General features: G+C 36.5%; 21 protein-coding genes. 14 read left to right on the forward strand and 7 right to left on the reverse strand.

Annotation, left to right across the window (positions count from 1 at the left end; genetic code table 11):
* Nucleotides 1–5: 5 nt before the first annotated feature.
* Together MKX83_RS07730 and putP are read right to left on the reverse strand one after the other, a co-directional pair.
* The gene (locus MKX83_RS07730) at nucleotides 6–1,286 is read right to left on the reverse strand and encodes a PucR family transcriptional regulator (protein WP_095370026.1); all 1,281 of its coding nucleotides are present in this window, start codon (nucleotides 1,284–1,286) and stop codon (nucleotides 6–8) included.
* A gap of 137 nt (nucleotides 1,287–1,423) precedes the next feature.
* Nucleotides 1,424–2,890, reverse strand: coding sequence for a sodium/proline symporter PutP (gene putP, locus MKX83_RS07735; RefSeq protein ID WP_095370025.1), 1,467 nt, complete (start codon nucleotides 2,888–2,890; stop codon nucleotides 1,424–1,426).
* Between the two features lie 393 nt (nucleotides 2,891–3,283).
* Between putP and MKX83_RS07740 the strand changes: the two genes are divergently transcribed.
* The 8 genes from MKX83_RS07740 (at nucleotide 3,284) to MKX83_RS07775 (ending at nucleotide 9,380) form a co-directional block, all read left to right on the forward strand.
* Complete coding sequence (locus tag MKX83_RS07740; protein ID WP_095370024.1) at nucleotides 3,284–4,432, forward strand: ABC transporter substrate-binding protein; 1,149 nt, start codon at nucleotides 3,284–3,286, stop codon at nucleotides 4,430–4,432.
* Nucleotides 4,433–4,462: 30 nt separating this feature from the next.
* Nucleotides 4,463–5,338: a branched-chain amino acid ABC transporter permease gene (locus tag MKX83_RS07745; protein WP_095370023.1), complete on the forward strand. Its 876-nt coding sequence runs from the start codon at nucleotides 4,463–4,465 to the stop codon at nucleotides 5,336–5,338.
* A 15-nt stretch (nucleotides 5,339–5,353) separates the two neighbouring features.
* Nucleotides 5,354–6,331, forward strand: coding sequence for a branched-chain amino acid ABC transporter permease (locus MKX83_RS07750; protein WP_095370022.1), 978 nt, complete (start codon nucleotides 5,354–5,356; stop codon nucleotides 6,329–6,331).
* Nucleotides 6,303–7,076, forward strand: coding sequence for an ABC transporter ATP-binding protein (locus MKX83_RS07755; protein WP_341054924.1), 774 nt, complete (start codon nucleotides 6,303–6,305; stop codon nucleotides 7,074–7,076). Before MKX83_RS07750 ends, MKX83_RS07755 begins: the two co-directional genes overlap by 29 nt.
* A complete protein-coding gene (locus MKX83_RS07760) occupies nucleotides 7,069–7,779 on the forward strand; it encodes an ABC transporter ATP-binding protein (RefSeq protein ID WP_095370020.1) in 711 nt (236 codons plus the stop codon). Before MKX83_RS07755 ends, MKX83_RS07760 begins: the two co-directional genes overlap by 8 nt.
* A 349-nt stretch (nucleotides 7,780–8,128) precedes the next feature.
* Nucleotides 8,129–8,698, forward strand: coding sequence for a TetR/AcrR family transcriptional regulator (locus MKX83_RS07765; RefSeq protein WP_157733756.1), 570 nt, complete (start codon nucleotides 8,129–8,131; stop codon nucleotides 8,696–8,698).
* Nucleotides 8,699–8,724: 26 nt separating this feature from the next.
* Complete coding sequence (locus MKX83_RS07770; RefSeq protein ID WP_095370018.1) at nucleotides 8,725–9,069, forward strand: DMT family transporter; 345 nt, start codon at nucleotides 8,725–8,727, stop codon at nucleotides 9,067–9,069.
* Nucleotides 9,069–9,380, forward strand: coding sequence for a DMT family transporter (locus tag MKX83_RS07775; RefSeq protein ID WP_095370017.1), 312 nt, complete (start codon nucleotides 9,069–9,071; stop codon nucleotides 9,378–9,380). Before MKX83_RS07770 ends, MKX83_RS07775 begins: the two co-directional genes overlap by 1 nt.
* A 44-nt stretch (nucleotides 9,381–9,424) precedes the next feature.
* On the opposite strand, the gene MKX83_RS07780 is transcribed toward MKX83_RS07775, so the two are convergent.
* A complete protein-coding gene (locus MKX83_RS07780; protein WP_341054926.1) occupies nucleotides 9,425–10,261 on the reverse strand; it encodes a phytoene/squalene synthase family protein in 837 nt (278 codons plus the stop codon).
* 376 nt (nucleotides 10,262–10,637) lie between these two features.
* On the opposite strand from MKX83_RS07780, the gene MKX83_RS07785 reads away from it, so the two are divergent.
* Both MKX83_RS07785 and MKX83_RS07790 read left to right on the forward strand, forming a co-directional pair.
* Complete coding sequence (locus tag MKX83_RS07785; RefSeq protein ID WP_095370015.1) at nucleotides 10,638–12,368, forward strand: ABC transporter ATP-binding protein; 1,731 nt, start codon at nucleotides 10,638–10,640, stop codon at nucleotides 12,366–12,368.
* Nucleotides 12,358–14,178, forward strand: a complete 1,821-nt coding sequence (locus MKX83_RS07790; RefSeq protein ID WP_445293159.1) for an ABC transporter ATP-binding protein — start codon at nucleotides 12,358–12,360, stop codon at nucleotides 14,176–14,178. The genes MKX83_RS07785 and MKX83_RS07790 overlap by 11 nt, the downstream gene beginning before the upstream one ends.
* A gap of 66 nt (nucleotides 14,179–14,244) precedes the next feature.
* On the opposite strand, the gene MKX83_RS07795 is transcribed toward MKX83_RS07790, so the two are convergent.
* Nucleotides 14,245–14,373: a YfhE family protein gene (locus MKX83_RS07795; RefSeq protein WP_095370014.1), complete on the reverse strand. Its 129-nt coding sequence runs from the start codon at nucleotides 14,371–14,373 to the stop codon at nucleotides 14,245–14,247.
* Nucleotides 14,374–14,615: 242 nt separating this feature from the next.
* Between MKX83_RS07795 and MKX83_RS07800 the strand changes: the two genes are divergently transcribed.
* Both MKX83_RS07800 and MKX83_RS07805 read left to right on the forward strand, forming a co-directional pair.
* On the forward strand, nucleotides 14,616–15,680 hold the full coding sequence (locus MKX83_RS07800; RefSeq protein ID WP_341054928.1) for a hypothetical protein: 1,065 nt from the start codon (nucleotides 14,616–14,618) through the stop codon (nucleotides 15,678–15,680).
* A 235-nt stretch (nucleotides 15,681–15,915) separates the two neighbouring features.
* Nucleotides 15,916–16,050 (forward strand): hypothetical protein, encoded by a 135-nt coding sequence (locus MKX83_RS07805; protein WP_267892247.1) that lies wholly within the window; start codon nucleotides 15,916–15,918, stop codon nucleotides 16,048–16,050.
* 36 nt (nucleotides 16,051–16,086) lie between these two features.
* Here the strand turns inward: MKX83_RS07805 and MKX83_RS07810 are convergent, their stop codons facing one another.
* Complete coding sequence (locus MKX83_RS07810) at nucleotides 16,087–16,998, reverse strand: TIGR01777 family oxidoreductase (protein ID WP_307317995.1); 912 nt, start codon at nucleotides 16,996–16,998, stop codon at nucleotides 16,087–16,089.
* A 102-nt stretch (nucleotides 16,999–17,100) separates the two neighbouring features.
* Here MKX83_RS07810 and recX point away from each other — a divergent pair, with 102 nt between their 5' ends.
* Together recX and MKX83_RS07820 are read left to right on the forward strand one after the other, a co-directional pair.
* Entirely contained in the window at nucleotides 17,101–17,910 is an 810-nt protein-coding gene (recX, locus tag MKX83_RS07815; protein WP_307317993.1) for a recombination regulator RecX, read from the forward strand.
* Between the two features lie 15 nt (nucleotides 17,911–17,925).
* Entirely contained in the window at nucleotides 17,926–18,252 is a 327-nt protein-coding gene (locus MKX83_RS07820) for a YfhH family protein (RefSeq protein WP_095370010.1), read from the forward strand.
* A 35-nt stretch (nucleotides 18,253–18,287) separates the two neighbouring features.
* On the opposite strand, the gene MKX83_RS07825 is transcribed toward MKX83_RS07820, so the two are convergent.
* The gene (locus MKX83_RS07825; RefSeq protein ID WP_095370009.1) at nucleotides 18,288–18,446 is read right to left on the reverse strand and encodes a YpzG family protein; all 159 of its coding nucleotides are present in this window, start codon (nucleotides 18,444–18,446) and stop codon (nucleotides 18,288–18,290) included.
* A 19-nt stretch (nucleotides 18,447–18,465) separates the two neighbouring features.
* Nucleotides 18,466–18,636: a small, acid-soluble spore protein K gene (locus MKX83_RS07830; RefSeq protein WP_095370008.1), complete on the reverse strand. Its 171-nt coding sequence runs from the start codon at nucleotides 18,634–18,636 to the stop codon at nucleotides 18,466–18,468.
* Nucleotides 18,637–18,645: the final 9 nt, after the last annotated feature.

An 18,645-nucleotide genomic window follows, 5' to 3' on the forward strand; every position in this document is an offset into this window, starting at 1 on the left:
TCCATTCATAAAGGATTATTATTGTTTAATCCTGAGTTTTGATGGTTGGCTATAATTGATTGTTTGCGCCTCAGTAATTGTAGATCTATAAATAATTGGCATCGTGTATTAAAGTCATCAAAATTAATCGTAGTTAATTGATGTATTTTCTTTAATCGGTACTTTAGCGTATTTTCATGAATGAACAATTCTTCTGCTGTAGGCTTGAGACGACAGTTATTGAGAAGGTAAGCTTCTAATGTATCAATATAATTCGTATGATTATTTTGATCCTTCGTCAATAAAATAACTAAATCTTCATTACTATAATTGGTTTGTTTATTATGTTGTTCAATGATAGCTAAATAGCGTAATGTTTTTAGTTTTCGATAATTGATTGGAAGAGACTGTTCCTTATTAAAAAACATAGCGGTTTGTAAAACCTCAAGAGCCTCTGTATAGCTTTGCCTTAATTTATAGATAGAAGAATACTTATTTCCAATCCCAACGACCAACGATGTATCTGCATATTGCAAACGTATTGACTGTACGAGGTGTTCTGCATTCTCTTCTAAAGAAACATCTTGTTGATCATGACTAGCAAGCAAAACAATCATTTCTAAGTGGTAGAAGAAAATATAGGCAGACTGAGTCATATTATTGACAGATAATCTTACCGTATTAATGATTTCTTCAAAGTTTTTATCATCGCCTTCTTCCACCTTAAATACAGCAACAATAAAAGCTTTAGGCAATGTAACCTTTGCTGAAGCTGCCTCTACCTTTAATTGATGTTTCGTTTGGAATGAGTCTTCGATGACTTTTTCATAAAAATAATGATCTTCTTCAACCTTACCATCTTTAGCGAGCTTGTCACGATTAAGCAAGAATGCGATATGAGAAGAAGCGGCATCCAGGAACGCTAACTCTTTTTCTTTTAACTTAGGTGCTGTTTCTTGTATCCATATATAACCGTAAATGTCATTTTGATAAATAGCGGAAACAACAACCCGTTTATTCAGTGAAATATCTTTCATTGCTTTTATACGAAAAGGTTTCTTATGCTTAGTTAACTGATCAACGATACCTTCATCTGTAAATCTTTCAAAGATTGAGATGGGCCATTGTTTATTAAAGATGGTTTGCTTATTCACTTCATCATAATCCTCGGTAAAATAAGAACTATAGGCAATTAAAGAAAACTGTGCATCTTCAATAACAACAGGTTTTTTAAGTTGGATACTAATCATTTCGGCTATTTCTTCTATATTGGTAGAGGATTCTATTCTATCTAATTGTAAATCCATGCTTTTATCCTCCTTACGATGGACATTCAAGTCACATACCCCATATTATATTAAAAAAGACCTATGAAAGCCAATAGTATAAAAAGAGCAAAAAAAAGACCTAGGCAACTCGCCTAGGTCTTTTCACTCTCTAGAAATTAAGATTTAATCACTCGTTGATATTCATCGAAATCTTCTTCCACTTTTTTAGGTGGTTTGCTCGTTAAAAGGCTAACCACAATTATAGCTAATAAGCTGATTAGGAATCCTGGAATTATTTCGTAAAGGGTATCAGATAAACCTGCTGCTGACCAAATGATGACTGTCGCAGTTCCGAAAATCATACCAGCTAGTGCACCCCAACTTGTCATACGCTTCCAATATAAACTAAGTAATACTAAAGGTCCAAATGCAGAACCAAATCCAGCCCATGCATAACCGACAAGATCTAAGATCGTAGAATTCTTTTCCCAAGAAAGATATAAAGCAATTACCGAGATAATTAAAACTGACAATCTACCGATAAATACCAACTCTTTATCAGTGGCCGATTTACGTAAGAAGGAATTATAAATATCTTCAGTAAGAGAGCTTGATGTTACTAATAATTGAGATGAGACAGTACTCATGATTGCTGCCAAAATCGCTGCAATAATAAACCCAGTAATTAATGGATGGAATAAAATCTCGCCTAATAGTATAAATACTGTTTCTGGATCATCGATTGAATATTGAGTATTATTGAAGAAACCAATCCCAACGAAGCCAATAAACATGGCACCAATAATACAAAATACCATCCAAATCATACCCATCCATGTTGCCTTTTTCACGTCTTTTACTGATTTAATAGCCATAAAACGAACAATGATATGAGGTTGACCAAAGTATCCAAGTCCCCATGCTAATAATGAGATGATCCCAAGAAATGAAGTTCCGCGAAAGACATCTAGTAGAGCAGGGTCAATTTCTTTTGCTGTATCAACAGCGACACCTAAGCCACCAATCTCAGTTAAGGCAACAATTGGTACTAATACTAAAGCGATAACCATAATTAAACCTTGAACTAAATCAGTTAAACTAACAGCAAGGAATCCTCCAAATAAAGTATAAGCAATTGTTACCCCTGCAATAATTAAGAGTCCAGTATGGTAATTAAGGCCGAAGATACTTTCAAATAAGACGCCACCAGAAACCATCCCGGATGATACATAAAATGTAAAGAATACTAAAATAACAACACCGGAAACCATTCGCAATATTTTGGCTTTTTCGCCAAAACGATTTTCTAAATATCCTGGAATAGTAATAGAGTCATTCGCAATTTCTGTGTACACACGTAATCGTGGTGCCACATAAATCCAGTTTAATAAGGCCCCAACTGTTAATCCTACAGCAATCCAGCCCGAACTTAACCCTGTGGCAAACATAGCACCAGGAAGACCCATTACAAGCCAGCCACTCATATCTGAGGCTCCGGCACTAAGTGCAGTTGTTAATGGTCCTAAATCTCGTCCACCTAGCATATAATCATTTAAATTAGATGTTCTTTTATAGGAGTAATACCCTATATAAAGCATACCTAGCATATAAATTGCTATAGATATTATAATTCCTGTTTCCATTCTTTTTCTCCTTCCACATTCCAATACAATTTTTTCTAGTTTAATAATTAACATTCCAAAAAAAGAGGGAATTTATTTATATAGAAAAGACAATAAAAAAAAGACGTACAAATAGGGCTTCTCCCTCAAAATTTTTTTAGAAAGTCAATTATAGTAACTACCCAAATGCTCACCTTATTAATCATATATTTTTATATGAGCTATATCAATATATTTTCAACACAATGATATGGTCATTCTTTTGTCCCATATAGACAAAAGAAGATAATATTTAGTATATTAATGGATTTGTGTACTGAATTTTTAAAATATTTTATTTACAATGCAATATATTTATATTTTAATAGTAATATAGTTTTGAAAAATGAATTAATTTCTCGGGGGGCAAGGAAAATGAGAGGTTTAATGAAAAAATTAGTAGGATTTACAGCGCTTTCAAGTGTGCTTTTTTTAACCGCATGTGGAGGCGGCGGTAATGAAGAATCAAGTGGTACTGAAGGAGGAGAGGTTTCAGCAGACGTTGGAGTGGTCTCCTTTTTAACTGGATCAGGTGCTGCATATGGTGAAGCTATACAAGGTGGTTTAAAGTTAGCTCAGGAAGAAATAAATGCAAAAGGTGATGTGAAAATCAATCTAATCTTTGAAGATTCAGCAGGTAAGCAAGACCAAGCCTTAACTGCTGCTCAAAAATTAATTAACTCAGATAATGTAACAGCAATTATTGGTCCGACACTTAGTACAGAAATGAATGTCGTTGGACCAGAAGCAGACTTAAGTGGTGTGCCGATTATCGGAACGTCTACAACTGCTGAGGGGATCCCTCAGATTGGCGATTATGTTTTCCGTAATTCTATTCCTGAAGCGTTGGCTATTCCTGCATCAATGCAACAAGCAATAGACAAATATGATGTGAAGAAGGTTGCTATTCTTTACGGGAATGATGATGTGTTTACAAAGTCTGGTTATGACACGATGAAGAAAACGGCTGAAGAAATGGGACTTGAAGTCTTAACGACAGAAACGTTCCAAAAAGGTCAATCGGATTATAATGCCCAATTAACGAAGATTAAAAATTTGAATCCCGATTTAATTCTTGCTTCAGCGCTTTATAACGAAGGGGCAGTCATTATGGACCAAGCACGGAAAATGGGGATTGATGTTCCGTTTGTTGGTGGTAACGGATTCAATTCTCCGGAAGTTATCAATATTGCCGGTGAGTCTTCAAATGGGTTGATAGTAGCAACACCATGGTATAGCGAAAAAGAAGATGAAAAGGTACAGGAATTTGTGACGAAATTTGAAGAGGAACATGGTCATGTTCCAGATCAATTCGCTGCTCAAGCCTATGACGCATTATACATTCTAGCAGATGCACTTAAAAATGCCGGAAGTTCAGATCGTGATGCTGTAAGAGATGCATTAGCAAAAACAAAGGATTTTGAAGGAATTCTCGGCAATTTCTCTTTTGACGAAGAGGGCGATGTATTAATGGACCCTACGGTGTTAGTTATTGAAGGAGAAAAATTCGTTGAATTTAAGTAAGAAGAAAAATGTGTTAGAAGGTGAGACACCGTGTTAATAGAACAATTAATTAATGGACTAACATTGGGCAGCATTTATGCAATTGTTGCCCTTGGATTTACTTTAGTATTTGGCGTTTTAGGTATTATCAATATGGCACATGGCGAGATCTTTATGTTTGGAGCATTTATTGGAGTAATGATTACATCTACATTAAATGCGCCTTTATGGGTTGCTTTTCTGGGTGCAATCATCATTACGGCTATTATGGGTTACTTATTAGAGAGGTTTGCTTTAAGACCGTTAAGGCATAAACAAGGTGTATCACATCTAGCCCCACTAATAAGTACAATAGGTGTTTCTATTCTTTTAGAGAACTTATCACACCATCTTTTTGGTGCAGGGAATCATCCATTTAGAACAAGCTTTGCTGAAATCAGTTTTCAAATAGGATCAATCACCGTTTATTTAGTACAAATCGTTATTTTCGTCATTTCTATCGTGTTAATGCTCGTATTAACATTTTGGTTAGGTAAAACAAGAGCTGGAAAGGCATTAAGAGCCACGGCAGAAAATCTAGAAACGGCGAGTCTCTTAGGTGTGGATACGAAAAAAACCATCCTGATGACAGTAATCATTGCTTCAGCCATGGGTGGAATAGCTGGTATATTGGTCGGAATGGCTTTTAACTCAGTAACGCCGCAGATGGGTCTATCAATGGGCTTAAAAGGTTTAGCGATTATCATTCTTGGCGGAATGGGCAGTGTGAGAGGAGCCATGTTCGGTGGCCTCATTTTAGGATTAGCGGAAACCTTCATCGTTGTATACGGAGATTCAGGCTATCGAGATGCTATTGCATTCTTAGCTATTATTATTATTCTTCTCATTCGGCCTCAAGGGTTGTTTGGCCAGAAAATTTCAACGTAAGAAGGTGAACGCAGGATGCTAGCAGAATTAATTAATCCGTACTATTTACAAGTAGGTTGCTTTATTTTAATTAATATTATTTTAGGTATCAGTGTATATATAACACTATCAACAGGACAGTTATCATTGGCGAATGCTGGTTTCATGGGAATTGGCGCTTATACATCAGCACTATTAACGATTCATTTTGAGTTGCCTATTATCATCGGTATTATCATCGGTGCATTAGTTGCCGCTTTATGTGGAGTACTTATTGGTATTCCAACATTAAGGCTTCAGGGTGTTTATTTAGCCATTGTAACCTTAGGTTTTGGAGAAGTTATTCGTGTGATTTTTGTCAATTGGGAAAGCGTAACGAATGGCTCAGTAGGTATATCAGGAATCCCTCATATAGGAAGAGAAATACTGAAAACATTACAAGGATTTGGTTTTCAACCGAGCTCTATTGGATTACAAAATAATCAATTTATATTTTTAAGTATTTTTATCCTTCTGTTATTAATTACCATTTTTGTGATTTGGTTTTTCAGAAGACAGCACCAATCAAGAGTGGGAAGAGCTTTTGCTGCTATCAAATTAGATGAAAAAGCTGCGGAATCAATGGGAATCAATATCACTTATTATAAGGTTTTAGCCTTTGCACAAGGTGCACTTGTTGCCGGTTTTGCCGGGGCAATGTATGCTCATATACTTGCTTATATTAGCCCTGCCGATTTTGCCTATCATCGTGCGGTTGAAATTTTAATCTTTGTTGTGTTCGGTGGTAGTGAAGTGATTTGGGGTCCAATATTCGGAGCATTCTTCTTAACATTAATGCCTGAGGTGCTAAGGTTTATTAGCGAGTATCGTTATATGATTTATGGACTGATTATCATTATTATGATGGCTGTCCGCCCACAAGGACTTATCGATGTGCCATTATTGAAGGCTTTAAGTAAAAAGGGTAGAAAAAGGGGGCAGAAGCATGGTACTGGAAATCACAAAAGTATGTAAAAATTTTGGTGGATTAAGTGCTTTGACTGATGTTACCTTCTCAATAAATGAGGGAGAAATATTTGGTTTAATAGGCCCTAATGGTGCCGGTAAAACAACGATGTTCAATTTGATTACGTCTATGTTTACACCAACTTCAGGACAAATTACTTTTAAAGATGAAGATATTACAACGATGAAATCACATAACATTACCGAAAAAGGGATATGCCGAACGTTTCAAAATATCCGTTTATTCCCTGAAATGTCGGCCCTTGAAAATGTCATGGTCGGGCAGCATTCCCGCACTCACTCAGGTGTGTTAAAAAGCGTCTTTCGTACAGCTTCACAAAAGAAAGAAGAAGCAAAAATAAAAGGTATAGCAGAAGAACTTTTAGACTTTGTCGGATTATCTACTTTTTCTGATGTTACTTCAGAAAATCTCGCCTATGGACAACAAAGGCGGCTCGAGATTGCACGTGCACTTGCTAGTGAGCCAAAAGTACTCCTGCTTGATGAACCGGCAGCTGGTATGAATGAGACTGAAACAAGCGACCTGTTTGATTTAATTAAGAAGATTCAACAGAAGGGCATAACGGTTTTAATTATTGAACATGATATGCCACTTGTGATGAAATTATGTGATCGCATAGCTGTATTAAACTTTGGCAAGAAGATAGCAGAAGGTACTCCGATTGAGATACAGAACCACCCAGAAGTAATTGAAGCTTATCTCGGTAAGGAGGAGGAAGATCAATATGCTTGAAGTTAGTGGTATTCATGCCGGTTATGGGAAAATTCAAGTGTTAAAAGATGTATCGCTAGAAGTGGAAGAAGGAACGATTGTCACCATCTTAGGGGCAAATGGCGCTGGGAAATCAACCACAATGAAAAGTGTATCCGGATTATTAAAACCTTCGGCAGGGAAGATCTCTTTCCTTGGTGAAGATGTAACGGGGTTACGCCCTGATCAGCTCTTAAGAAAGGGTATTGCCCTCGTTCCTGAGGGGAGACAGATTCTTGCAGGCATGACAGTGCTAGAGAATTTAGAAATGGGTGCTTATCATAGGAAGGATACGGAGATAGACTCAGATTTAAATAAAATGCTCGAGCGCTTTCCTATTTTGAAGGAACGAGAAAAGCAGCTTGGGGGAACATTATCTGGTGGTCAACAGCAGATGCTTGCAATTGCTCGTGCGATTATGAGTAGGCCGAAATTGTTGCTATTAGATGAGCCTTCAATGGGATTGGCTCCACTTGTTGTTGCCGATATTTTTAAAATCATTAAAGAGATTAATCAATCAGGAACGACTGTATTGTTAGTAGAACAAAATGCGAGACAAGCTCTGAAAATCTCAGATAAAGGTTATGTGCTTGAAACTGGAAAAATGGTTGCAAGTGGTAATGCAACAGAGTTATTAAGTGATGCGCGTATTATGGAAGCGTATCTTGGAAAGAAATCAAGTTAAACTAATGTAGTTCAACTTAGCATATAATCACATCCGAAGACTAGAGGAGATCGTTTAAAAAACGGTCCCTCTGGTCTTTTTATTTTGTGAATTTGTCTCAGTTTGATATTTGTAGTGATTATTGTCAATTTATAAAAACAAGTGACAATAAATTGGAAGCGAGATGAAAAAGGAAATTTGGAGATAATGAGAAGGTGGGGCTTCATAGGGGTTTGAGGAATTGATCAATTTCTGTAAGGCAAGATGGGCAATAATTGAAAGTGAAGTAACCAAATGTCATTATTGACTTTCATATTATCCTGTGAAATAATCTACCTAACGGTCGTTAGTTGAAGGGGTGTGATAATTGGTGAGTGCAGAACTTATTCGTGATGTTGCGCTAGTCCATTTCGCAGATAAGGGATATGAGGGAGCATCTTTACAGGATATAGCCACAGATGTAGGTATTAAGAAACCGTCGATATATGCTCATTTTAAAGGAAAAGATGACTTGTTTTTACATGTTGCAAACTATGTGTTTCAGCAGGAAAAGCGGAAGATGATTACCTTATTTGCTTCGAGGAAAGATCATTCATTAGAAGAGAATTTAGTTTATTTTTTTGATTGGATTGTCGAGGAAAACAAGCATAACGAGCATGCAAAATTCTTACTGAGGGTGTCTTACTTCCCTCCAGCGAAACTTTATAATGAGTTAATGCGAATAGTCAATCCATTCTTTGCAGATATGGAACGGTTGTTAGCAAAATATATGAGGAAACACTCGAGTGAAGAAAATGACCAAAAGAAGTATCTAAAGGAAGCACTTGCTTATATTACGATTGTTGATGGTGCGGTTATTGATCTTATTTTTAATGGAGAAGACAGCTATTACAGAAGAGTTCGTGCTATCTGGCCGATATACTTTAAAGGCGTACAATGATAAACAACTAGAAAGAAGGGGTATAGATGACTAGGCATTGGTTACTTGTATTTTTAGCAGGCGTGTTAGAGGTTGGTTGGGTTTCAGGATTAAAATATGCTCAAAACACACTGGAATGGATTGCTACTGGAATTATAATTACATTAAGTTTTATAATATTAATTCTTGCTACGAAGCATTTACCAGTAGGAACTGTTTATGCAGTATTTGCTGGTTTAGGTACGGCGGGTACAGTAATAGTAGAAATGGTCGTTTTCGGGGAGCCATTTAAATTGATGAAAGTACTATTAATTATTATGCTTCTAGCAGGTGTGGTCGGGTTGAAGTTATTATCTGACCGTGCACCGGTTGAGAAAGGAGGATCTCAATAATGTACTGGATTGCCTTAGTTGTTGCAGGGTGCTTTGAGGTTCTCGGTGTATACCATTTGAAGAAAGTAGCTGATAAGCAATGGAAATCTATTATTTTCCTTGCTTTATCATTTGCGATCAGTTTTTCTTTACTTTCATTTGCAATGACGGATATTGCTATGGGTACTGCTTACGCTATCTGGACTGGAATAGGTACCGTTGGAGCAGCGATAGTAGGAATGGTCGTTTTTAATGAACCGAGAGAATGGAAAAGACTTGTTTGTATTGCGCTTATCTTAGGCGCAGCAATTGGATTAAAATTAATCTCCTAGATGTTAAAATAAAAGGCAGCGAAGTTTACAGTCGCTGCCTTTTATTATGATGTTTTCTTTATTACTTTATTAACAGTTTCATTTACTTCATCACGAGTCATTTTTTCTCGACCGTCTACTAACGCTTTTAATGTTCCATGGGCAAGTGAAAGTGGTATTTGACAGAAATTCACGATTGTCTCTGTCTCGATACTCGCTACGTATTCCTCAGCTCGAGATAGATTTTTATGCGCATAATCAAACATATCGTCTAGGCTATAACTATCTGGGAAAAAGCTTACACCGCGTTCTGCATCTTCTTTATAATTTCTTAAAATGTTAACAGCTTGAAGTCCACGACCGAAACCAATTCCAAGCTCTTTATCAGCTTCAGTTCCGTCATACCATTTCCATATGTCGGTTAACATCACACCAACTAATCCAGCAACTGTATACGTATATTGATCAAGGTCCGCTTCTGATTGTATTTGCCAATCTTTATCAACCCAATCACCCATCCCAGATGCCATGATTGCAGTTGACTCAACTACTTTTACTCTAATTTCATCTGGACAGAAAGAAATCCAATCATATAGGCGAAGAGTAACTTCTGGTAATTCGTTTTCAAATGGCTTGAACATCTTAATAAAGGTTTCTTTATTGTATTGAGCGGATTGAAGGACGTCACCGATATTATGCAATAGTTTGCTTTTTAAAGCTGGTTCCAAATCAGGATGATCTTCAATTTCATCAATTGCGCGCATACAAAGGTAAGCAGATGCAACGGTTTCTCGTAACTCTGTTACTAATAAGCTGATTGGAATGAAAAAAGTACGGCTTGTCTCCCTTAATGTTTCAATAACATCATTATGTAATTGTTGGTCGTGATTCGTATTTTTCACCTTTTATCGCATCCTTTAGTTTTATAATTATAAGTAAGTTACTTTTTTAACCATTTTGAGAATACAATACACATGACATGATGCATGTTAGTATATGGATTACAAAGAAAATTTAGTCGTATAGTTAAAAAATCCCTTATGATTGAATAATAGGTTAAATGCTTAGTAAGCATTGAAAAATGTTCAAGGTAAGTATGCTAAATTGTGTTAAAAACGAAGAACAACTTTTGAAAAAGTCAATGTTCTCTACCTCTAAAAATTTTAACATAACATTAAAGAAATAAAAATCAGAATGAATTATTTAAAAATTATGTAAAAAGGTATATGATAGTTCATATCTATTTAGTTAAACGAAGTATTAGTTTGGGGGAAAGCTATGACAAAGATACTCAAATTTATTAAACCTTATCGAGTCGCGGCATATATTGCATTAATACTTATGCTTATTGAGTTATCAGTTGAATTGCTTCAACCATTATTAATCGGCAAAATTATTGATGAAGGTATTCTAAATAATGATATGAGTGTGGTCCTTTATTGGGGAGGTATGATGCTCCTACTATCATTAATTGCCTTCTTCTCAGGGATTACAAACTCATATTATGCAGCCTTCGTTGGACAAAATTTAGGATTTAGTATTCGAAAGAAACTAATGAAAAAGGTGCAATCTTTTTCATTCGCCAACTTTAATACCTTTCCTCACGCATCCTTGATTACAAGAATGACTAATGATGTGACACAAGTGCAAAATATCGTGTTTATGGGCTTAAGAATTATGTTAAGGGCTCCTTTACTCATTATAGGTAGTCTTATATTAGCTGTCCTAGTGAATTGGCAGTTAGCGCTTATTTTTCTAATTACCATACCGGTTGTAGTGATCTTCCTTGTTATTGTGATGACTAAAGGCGGTAAGATGTTTAGGTCTGTTCAACAAAAACTGGATACAGTCAATAATGTCATGCAGGAAAGTTTAATAGGATTAAGGTTGATTAAAGCGTATAACCGCAGAACTCATGAAGTAAAAAAGTTTATGAATGTAAGTAATAACTTAAAGGAACAAACAGCAAGCGCTCTAAGATTGATGGAAGCAGCTATGCCTGCATTACTATTCATAATGAATGTTTGTATTATCTTTATTTTATGGATCGGTAGAGAACAATTGCAAGCGACAAATATAGAAGTGGGGGAAGTCGTTTCAATTATTAATTATGCTACGAGAATGACTACTGCCTTTTCAATGTTTTCATTCATCATTATGGCTTTTTCGAGAGCGCGTGCTTCATCTGAACGGATTGTTGAAGTACTTGAGGCGAAGATTGATTTAGAAGATGAAGAAGATGGCAAAAGCCTTGAGCAGTTAAAAGGAGCGGTTACATTTGAGCATGTCTCATTTAGGTACCCAGGGATGTCTACATATGTCTTAAAAGATATTAGTTTTCATATTCGTCCAGGAGAAACTGTCGCTATATTGGGTAGTACAGGTGCTGGTAAAAGTTCTATTCTACAACTTATTCCTAGATTATATGATCCTACTGAAGGTGCAGTTTATGTGGATGGTATGAATCTGAAAGATGTTAAAATGGATGATTTACGAAAGAGAATTGGTTTTACCCCTCAAGAGTCCATCTTATTTAGTGGTACAGTGGAAGAAAACTTAGCATGGGGTAAATCAGACGCGACTTTATCTGAAATGAAAGCGGCGGCACAAGACGCGCAAATACATGAAACCATTACTGATTTAAAAGATGGCTATGAAACAAAATTAGGACAAAAAGGAATTAATCTATCAGGAGGTCAAAAGCAAAGATTATCGGTTGCTCGTGCTTTAATTAGAAAGCCTAATATTCTCATATTGGATGATAGTACGAGTGCTTTGGATTTACAAACAGAGTCCAAAGTATTGGATGCGATTGATAAATATAAATGTACTTTATTCATTGTCACACAAAAATTAAGTACGGCCAAGAGAGCGGATAAAATTATGCTTATAGATGATGGAAAAATCATTGAAGAGGGAACACATGATCAATTGATGAATACGTCTACTCTTTATAGAGAAATAGCGTATTCTCAGTCAGAACAGGGGGCTATGAATAGTGTTTACTAAAATAATGGCCCCATTCAAACAACCAAAGATACATAATCAAATAAATAACGATAGGAACAAAAAGCAACGTAAGCCCAATGACTTCAGTGCTGTCATTAAAAGAATTTGGTCTTACCTTGCCATCTATAAAATACGGCTATTATTACTCTTTTTTATGATTGTCATTAGTTCAGCGATGTCTTTACTTGGTCCCTTTTTAGTAGGAATAACAATAGATACTTTTATAGAAGAAAATGAAGCGGTTGTTTTCGTTTGGTTATTACTAGGTTTACTTGTAACTTATATCGTTCAATCATTGTCACTATGGCTACAAAACTATTGGATGATCGGTGTGTCTCAAGATACAGTATTTAATATGCGCGCAGATTTATTCCGGCAAATACACCGCTTACCTGTAGCTTTTTTTGACAAAAGACAACTTGGTGAATTGATGAGTAGGATTACAAATGATATTGAAAATGTTAGTGCGACTTTAAATAGTTCAATTATCCAAATCATATCTAGTGTTTTCACACTCGTTGGTACGATTGCAGTCATGTTATGGTTGAGTCCGTTGCTAACAATTCTAACTCTTTTAATCATACCGATGATGTTCTATGGAATGAAATGGATTACGAAGCGAACAAGTATGTTGTTTAAAGAGCAGCAAAAAAACTTAGGAGAAATGAATGGCTTTATTGAGGAATCTATTTCTGGGCAGAAATTAATCAAAATGTTTTCACAAGAAGAGAAAGTGATGGATGATTTTTTGCATAAAGCAGAAAACCTAAGAATTTCTGGATTTTGGGCACAAACATTCTCAGGGTTTATTCCTAAGTTGATGCATTTATTGAATAATTTCAGCTTTGCCGTCATTGCTGCGATTGGCGGAATACTTGCATTAAACGGTGGAGTGAGCATTGGTACAATAGTTGTTTTTACAGAGTATTCTCGACAGTTTACAAGACCACTCAATGATTTAGCCAATCAATTTAATACGTTATTATCTGCCATTGCTGGAGCTGAAAGAGTTTTTGAGCTGATTGATGAAAAAGATGAATTAACGAGTGAAAAAGATAAGCAGATGCTTGAAAATGTAAATGGTGAGGTTATTTTTGATAACGTATCGTTTACTTACGGGGAAGACAGAGAAATACTTTCTCATATATATCTTGAAGCCCGTCCTGGTGAGACTGTTGCTCTAGTAGGTCCAACAGGCGCAGGTAAAACAACCATAATTCAACTTATTAGTCGTTTCTATGAAGTGAGTAAAGGGAGAATATTATTAGATGATCGTGATATCTCCACAATACATAAAGAGAGCTTACGATCATATATGGGCTTTGTTCTGCAAGATTCCTTTCTTTTTCAAGGGACCGTCAAGGATAATATCCGCTATAGTCATCTTGAGGCAACGGATGAGGATGTTATACAAGCTGCAATGAAGGCAAATGCTCATTCATTTATTATGAAATTACCACAGCAGTATGACACGACTTTGAGTTTTAATGGCAGCGGGATTAGTCAAGGACAGAAACAATTAATTAGTATCGCTCGTGCTTTTTTGGCACAACCAAAAATTTTAATTTTAGACGAAGCTACGAGTAATATTGATACGGTTACAGAGGTGAAGATTCAACAAGCATTACAAAAGTTGATGATTAATCGAACATGTTTTGTCATTGCCCACCGGTTAAATACTATTCAAAATGCGGATAGAATCTACGTATTAAAAGATGGAAAAATAATAGAAGAGGGTACACATCAATCATTGCTGAAAGAAAAAGGTTTCTATCATCAATTGCAAAATAGTAAAGAAAGAAGTGGTTAATTAAAGATGCCAGTACATCAACCTTGTGTTTGATGTACTGGCATCTTTTTTGATGAGAAAATAAATCTAATGTCTTTGCTGAAGGGGGTTTTTGGCTGCACGATCAGCACGTTTAAATTCTTTTGCATATGTAACTTCTTGCATGCTTGAAAGACCACTAAAGCTCCGTTCTTTCCTCTTTTTATCATTTGCCATAACATTCACCCTTTCTTATTAGTAGTAAACTTTATTAGATTGCCCTATTTTCACGAGTACCATACGATTGAAGTAAGAGATGAGGAAGTAAATAGAGAATAAAAGTGTTCGAGAAGGGGAGAGAATCGCGAAAGTGTTGGCTTTTTAGAAGGGAAAGAAACTGAGAGTGTCGCAAGAGGAAGAATAGCCTTCCTGTCGTTCTTAGAGGAGAAAAAGGAGAACTGCAGACAAGACGTGTATATGTGCAAAATGCAGCAAGAAAAGGGGGAGAACTGCGCGCAAACAGTAGATACGCGCAAAAGGCAGCAAGAAAAGGGAGGGAATTGCGCGCAAAACGCGGATACGCGCAAAAGGTAGAAAGAAAAGGAAGAGAACTGCGCGTAAATGGTATATACGCGCAAAAGGCAGCAAGAAAAGGGGGAGAACTGCGCGCAAAACGTGGATACGCGCAAAATGCAGCAAGAAAAGGAAGAGAACTGCGCGCAAACAGAAGATACGCGCAAAAGGCAGAAAGAAAAGGGAGAGAACTGCGCGCAAAACGAAGATACGCGCAAAATGCAGCAAGAGAAGGAAGAGAACTGCGCGCAAAACGTGGATACGCGCAAAAGGCAGAAAGAAAAGGGAGAGAACTGCGCGCAAAACGAAGATACGCGCAAAAGACAGGAAGAAAAAGGAGGGAATTGCGCGCAAAACGAAGATACGCGCAAAAGGCAGTAAGAGAGGGGAGAGAACTGCGCGCAAAACTTGGATACATACGCGCAAAAGGCAGAAAGAAAAGGGAGAGAACTGCGCGCAAACAGTATATACGCGCAAAAGACAGGAAGAAAAAGGAGGGAATTGCGCGCAAAACGAAGATACGCGCAAAAGACAGAAAGAAAAGGAAGAGAACTGCGCTCAAAACGAAGATACGCGCAAAAGGCAGTAAGAGAGGGGAGAGAACTGCGCGCAAAACTTGGATACGCGCAAAAGGCAGAAAGAAAAGGGAGAGATCTGCGCGCAAACAGTATATACGCGCAAAAGACAGGAAGAAAAAGGAGGGAATTGCGCGCAAAACGAAGATACGCGCAAAAGGCAGTAAGAAAAGGAAAAGAACTGCGCGCAAACAGAAGATACGCGCAAAAGGCAGCAAGAAAAGGAAGAGAACTGCGCGCAAACAGAAGATACGCGCAAAAGGCAGTAAGAGAAGGAAAAGAACTGCGCGTAAATCGTATATACGCGCAAAAGACAGCAAGAAAAGGAAAAGAACTGCGCGCAAACAGAAGATACGCGCAAAAGGCAGAAAGAAAAAGGAAGAGGACTATACCTAAATAGATTTTAAATCCAAAAACACAAAAAATCGCGAAAAAGCAGTTTTGTATTAATTTCCATAGGAGTACAAACAATCAAAAAGTACTTTGCTAGCTTGAAATTTATACAGAAATTCACGAGAGTGAGGAAATAGGAGAAATCACCGTCCTCAGAAAAGAATCATGCCCCAGATCGTCCTAGGGAAGAATTTCTTCCCCGAAAAAGTTCAATTAACTTAACGGAGAAGCACGGCGAATGGATAAACGACCATTCTTAGTAGAAAAGTGGTTAAAAGAAAAAATCAGAGCAAAAAAAGTGAAAGAAATGGTCTATTTACGTAAACAAAAGATGCGTGACCACTCAAAAGAATCACTTATCTTCTGTATTTAATCAACAGAGTGTATTTGTAACATCAAAATATAAAAGCTACTTCTGATAAATATCTTCTAATGCTTCTTTTAAATGAGTAAAATGAAAAGGGTAATCATGACTCAGAAGCTTATTTGGTGTAACTTTTTGCCCTTCAGTTACGAGCTTACTCATTTCACCAAGGATAGCTTTTACTGCAAATGAAGGAACAGGTAGCCAATGTGGTTTATGGAGCACAGTGCTTAATGTATGGCCAAACTCATTCATGGTTACTGGGTTTGGAGCAGTAAAATTGACGGGACCTTCTATTGATTCATGTTCAATCATATAAACGATTGCGGAGATAACGTCATTAATATGAATCCAAGAAAGCCATTGATTACCACTACCAATTCTACCTCCAGCAAAGAGTTTATATGGAAGGGCCATCTTAGGTAACGCCCCTGCATTTTTATCGAGAATGATGCCAAAACGACAACATATCGTGCGTATATTCCAATCTTTTTCGGCAGTTTTTGCTATATCCTCCCAGTTTTTAACGACAGTACTTAAAAAATCCTCACCAGAATAAGGACTTGCCTCGTCAAATGTACGCTTTTCTGATGTGCCATAATAGCCAACAGCACTTGCATTAATAAGGGTGTATGGCTTTTCGTTTAGATGATCGATTAGGCGTATTACCTCATTTGTAGCATGCATTCGACTATGGTATATTCGTCTTTTTCTTTCTTCAGTCCAACGACCACTGTTGATTGATTCCCCAGCTAAATTAATGAGGACATCTATTCCTTCTAGCATTTCTTCTGGTTCATCCCCTTCATTTAACCATTGAACAAAGTGGAGACCTTGTTTTTCTTGCTTCTTTCCTTTATTTCTTGTAAGTATATAAACTTGGTGATTTTCTTGTAATAATTGGTCAGTTAGTTTTTGTCCAATAAAGCCCGTTCCGCCTGTTAAAGCAATTTTCATGTTGACCCCTCCGCAAAAATTCTCTTCTATTTCTAAATGAATTCAATGAAAAGTGGATTAAAACCTGTTTTTTTTGTGGTAAAGTTAAAGTGAGGTGAGGATATGCCTACAATTACTAAAATTACGATTCAAAAGAAAAATAAAGATCGCTACAATATCTATACCGACAGTGAGCATGGAGAGACGTATGCCTTCAGTGTGGATGAAGATGTGTTAATTAAATATAATATGAAAAAAGGGAAAGAGATTGATTCCTTACTCATCGGAGAAATTCAATTCCAAGATGAGATTAGAAAGGCGTACAATACGGCCATCCATTATCTTTCTAGTAGAATGCGTTCTGAATCTGAAGTTCGTACACATTTAATCAAGAAAGAGTATGCTGTTGAGTTGATAGATGAAGTGATCCATAAATTATATCAATACCAATTCTTGAATGATGAAGAATTCGCTATTGCATTTGTGAGAACCCAAAAGAATACGACAGATAAAGGTCCAAATATAATTAGACATGAATTGAAAGATAAAGGTATAGCTGAAAAAATCATACAAGATGTTATAGAACTATACCCAAAGGAAGAGCAAGTTGAAACAGCCATTTCTCTTTGTCAGAAATATACGCTTAAATATAAAAAAGATTCCTCAAGAATGATGCAACAAAAAATAGAGCAAATGTTAACGAGAAAAGGCTTCAGTTATGATATGATTCAGTTGGCACTTGAAGAAATACAATTAGATAAAGACGATGATGAGGAGATGGGAGCTCTGAAACGTCAAGCTGAAAAAATAAGTAGAAAATATAATCATGAAGAACCATTCATCTATGAGCAAAAGTTAAAGCAAGCGTTATTTCGAAAAGGGTTTCCTTTGCATTTAATTGATGCCTATTTAAAAGAAAATAAAGATGTATGAGGAGGTCTTTTTACTATGCAAGAAAAAAGGTATAGCCAATTGAGCGAATATGAGCTAAAACAAGAAATTGCTCAATTAAGAGAAAAATCTAGAAAAGCTGAGCAATTAGGAATGGTTAATGAATTCGCTGTACTGGAAAGAAAAACAGTGATGGCTAAGTCGTATTTGCTCAATCCCGATGACTTTATTACAAATGAAATATATGAAATAGAGGGAGATCCAGGCTCTTACTTTAAAATTGATTATATGAATGGCGTTTTTGCTTGGGGTTATCGCTTATCTGGAGATCAAGAGCAAGAAGCTTTACCGATTGCAATGCTCGGCAAGTTGAAAAATCTTTAAAAAGAGGATGACGTATTTATCATCCTCTTTCAGTGTTAAGGGGTTTTTTGTAAAGTTCGCTTGAGCTTAATAAGATTTTGCGTTTGTTGTGTCTCTCCATTTACTTGGTAATGTGCCTTTTTCGGATTGAAATGTCCGGATGCAAACGGACTGTTAAATTCGTTTTCACCAAAGATTTCTTTTTTGTTTACCATGTAAATTAACCCCCTAAGTTTAAAAATCAGTTGTATTGCTATTGCGATTTGATGATGCCTTCATCCGTTCCTGTGGCTGTGTTTGTATCGTTCCATCTGCTCTTTTGGATGCAAACTCAGCTTTGGCACGTGGTTCACCGTCAAACTTATTGTGGTTCTGATTAGGGAAATGAGCGGCTTTATTACGCATCGTTTTTGC

Source organism: Cytobacillus sp. FSL M8-0252 (genome assembly GCF_038007345.1).
Classification (GTDB): Bacteria; Bacillota; Bacilli; order Bacillales; family Cytobacillaceae; genus Cytobacillus; species Cytobacillus kochii.

What these genes read in the sequence shown, in the direction of transcription:
- MKX83_RS07730 (WP_095370026.1), bottom strand. Translation starts at nt 1,286, where the DNA reads ATGGATTTACAATTAGATAGAATAGAATCCTCTACCAATATAGAAGAA.
- putP (WP_095370025.1), bottom strand. Translation starts at nt 2,890, where the DNA reads ATGGAAACAGGAATTATAATATCTATAGCAATTTATATGCTAGGTATG.
- MKX83_RS07740 (WP_095370024.1), top strand. Translation starts at nt 3,284, where the DNA reads ATGAGAGGTTTAATGAAAAAATTAGTAGGATTTACAGCGCTTTCAAGT.
- MKX83_RS07750 (WP_095370022.1), top strand. Translation starts at nt 5,354, where the DNA reads ATGCTAGCAGAATTAATTAATCCGTACTATTTACAAGTAGGTTGCTTT.
- MKX83_RS07755 (WP_341054924.1), top strand. Translation starts at nt 6,303, where the DNA reads ATGGTACTGGAAATCACAAAAGTATGTAAAAATTTTGGTGGATTAAGT.
- MKX83_RS07760 (WP_095370020.1), top strand. Translation starts at nt 7,069, where the DNA reads ATGCTTGAAGTTAGTGGTATTCATGCCGGTTATGGGAAAATTCAAGTG.
- MKX83_RS07770 (WP_095370018.1), top strand. Translation starts at nt 8,725, where the DNA reads ATGACTAGGCATTGGTTACTTGTATTTTTAGCAGGCGTGTTAGAGGTT.
- MKX83_RS07775 (WP_095370017.1), top strand. Translation starts at nt 9,069, where the DNA reads ATGTACTGGATTGCCTTAGTTGTTGCAGGGTGCTTTGAGGTTCTCGGT.
- MKX83_RS07785 (WP_095370015.1), top strand. Translation starts at nt 10,638, where the DNA reads ATGACAAAGATACTCAAATTTATTAAACCTTATCGAGTCGCGGCATAT.
- MKX83_RS07795 (WP_095370014.1), bottom strand. Translation starts at nt 14,373, where the DNA reads ATGGCAAATGATAAAAAGAGGAAAGAACGGAGCTTTAGTGGTCTTTCA.
- MKX83_RS07805 (WP_267892247.1), top strand. Translation starts at nt 15,916, where the DNA reads ATGGATAAACGACCATTCTTAGTAGAAAAGTGGTTAAAAGAAAAAATC.
- MKX83_RS07810 (WP_307317995.1), bottom strand. Translation starts at nt 16,998, where the DNA reads ATGAAAATTGCTTTAACAGGCGGAACGGGCTTTATTGGACAAAAACTA.
- recX (WP_307317993.1), top strand. Translation starts at nt 17,101, where the DNA reads ATGCCTACAATTACTAAAATTACGATTCAAAAGAAAAATAAAGATCGC.
- MKX83_RS07820 (WP_095370010.1), top strand. Translation starts at nt 17,926, where the DNA reads ATGCAAGAAAAAAGGTATAGCCAATTGAGCGAATATGAGCTAAAACAA.
- MKX83_RS07825 (WP_095370009.1), bottom strand. Translation starts at nt 18,446, where the DNA reads ATGGTAAACAAAAAAGAAATCTTTGGTGAAAACGAATTTAACAGTCCG.
- MKX83_RS07830 (WP_095370008.1), bottom strand. Translation starts at nt 18,636, where the DNA reads ATGCGTAATAAAGCCGCTCATTTCCCTAATCAGAACCACAATAAGTTT.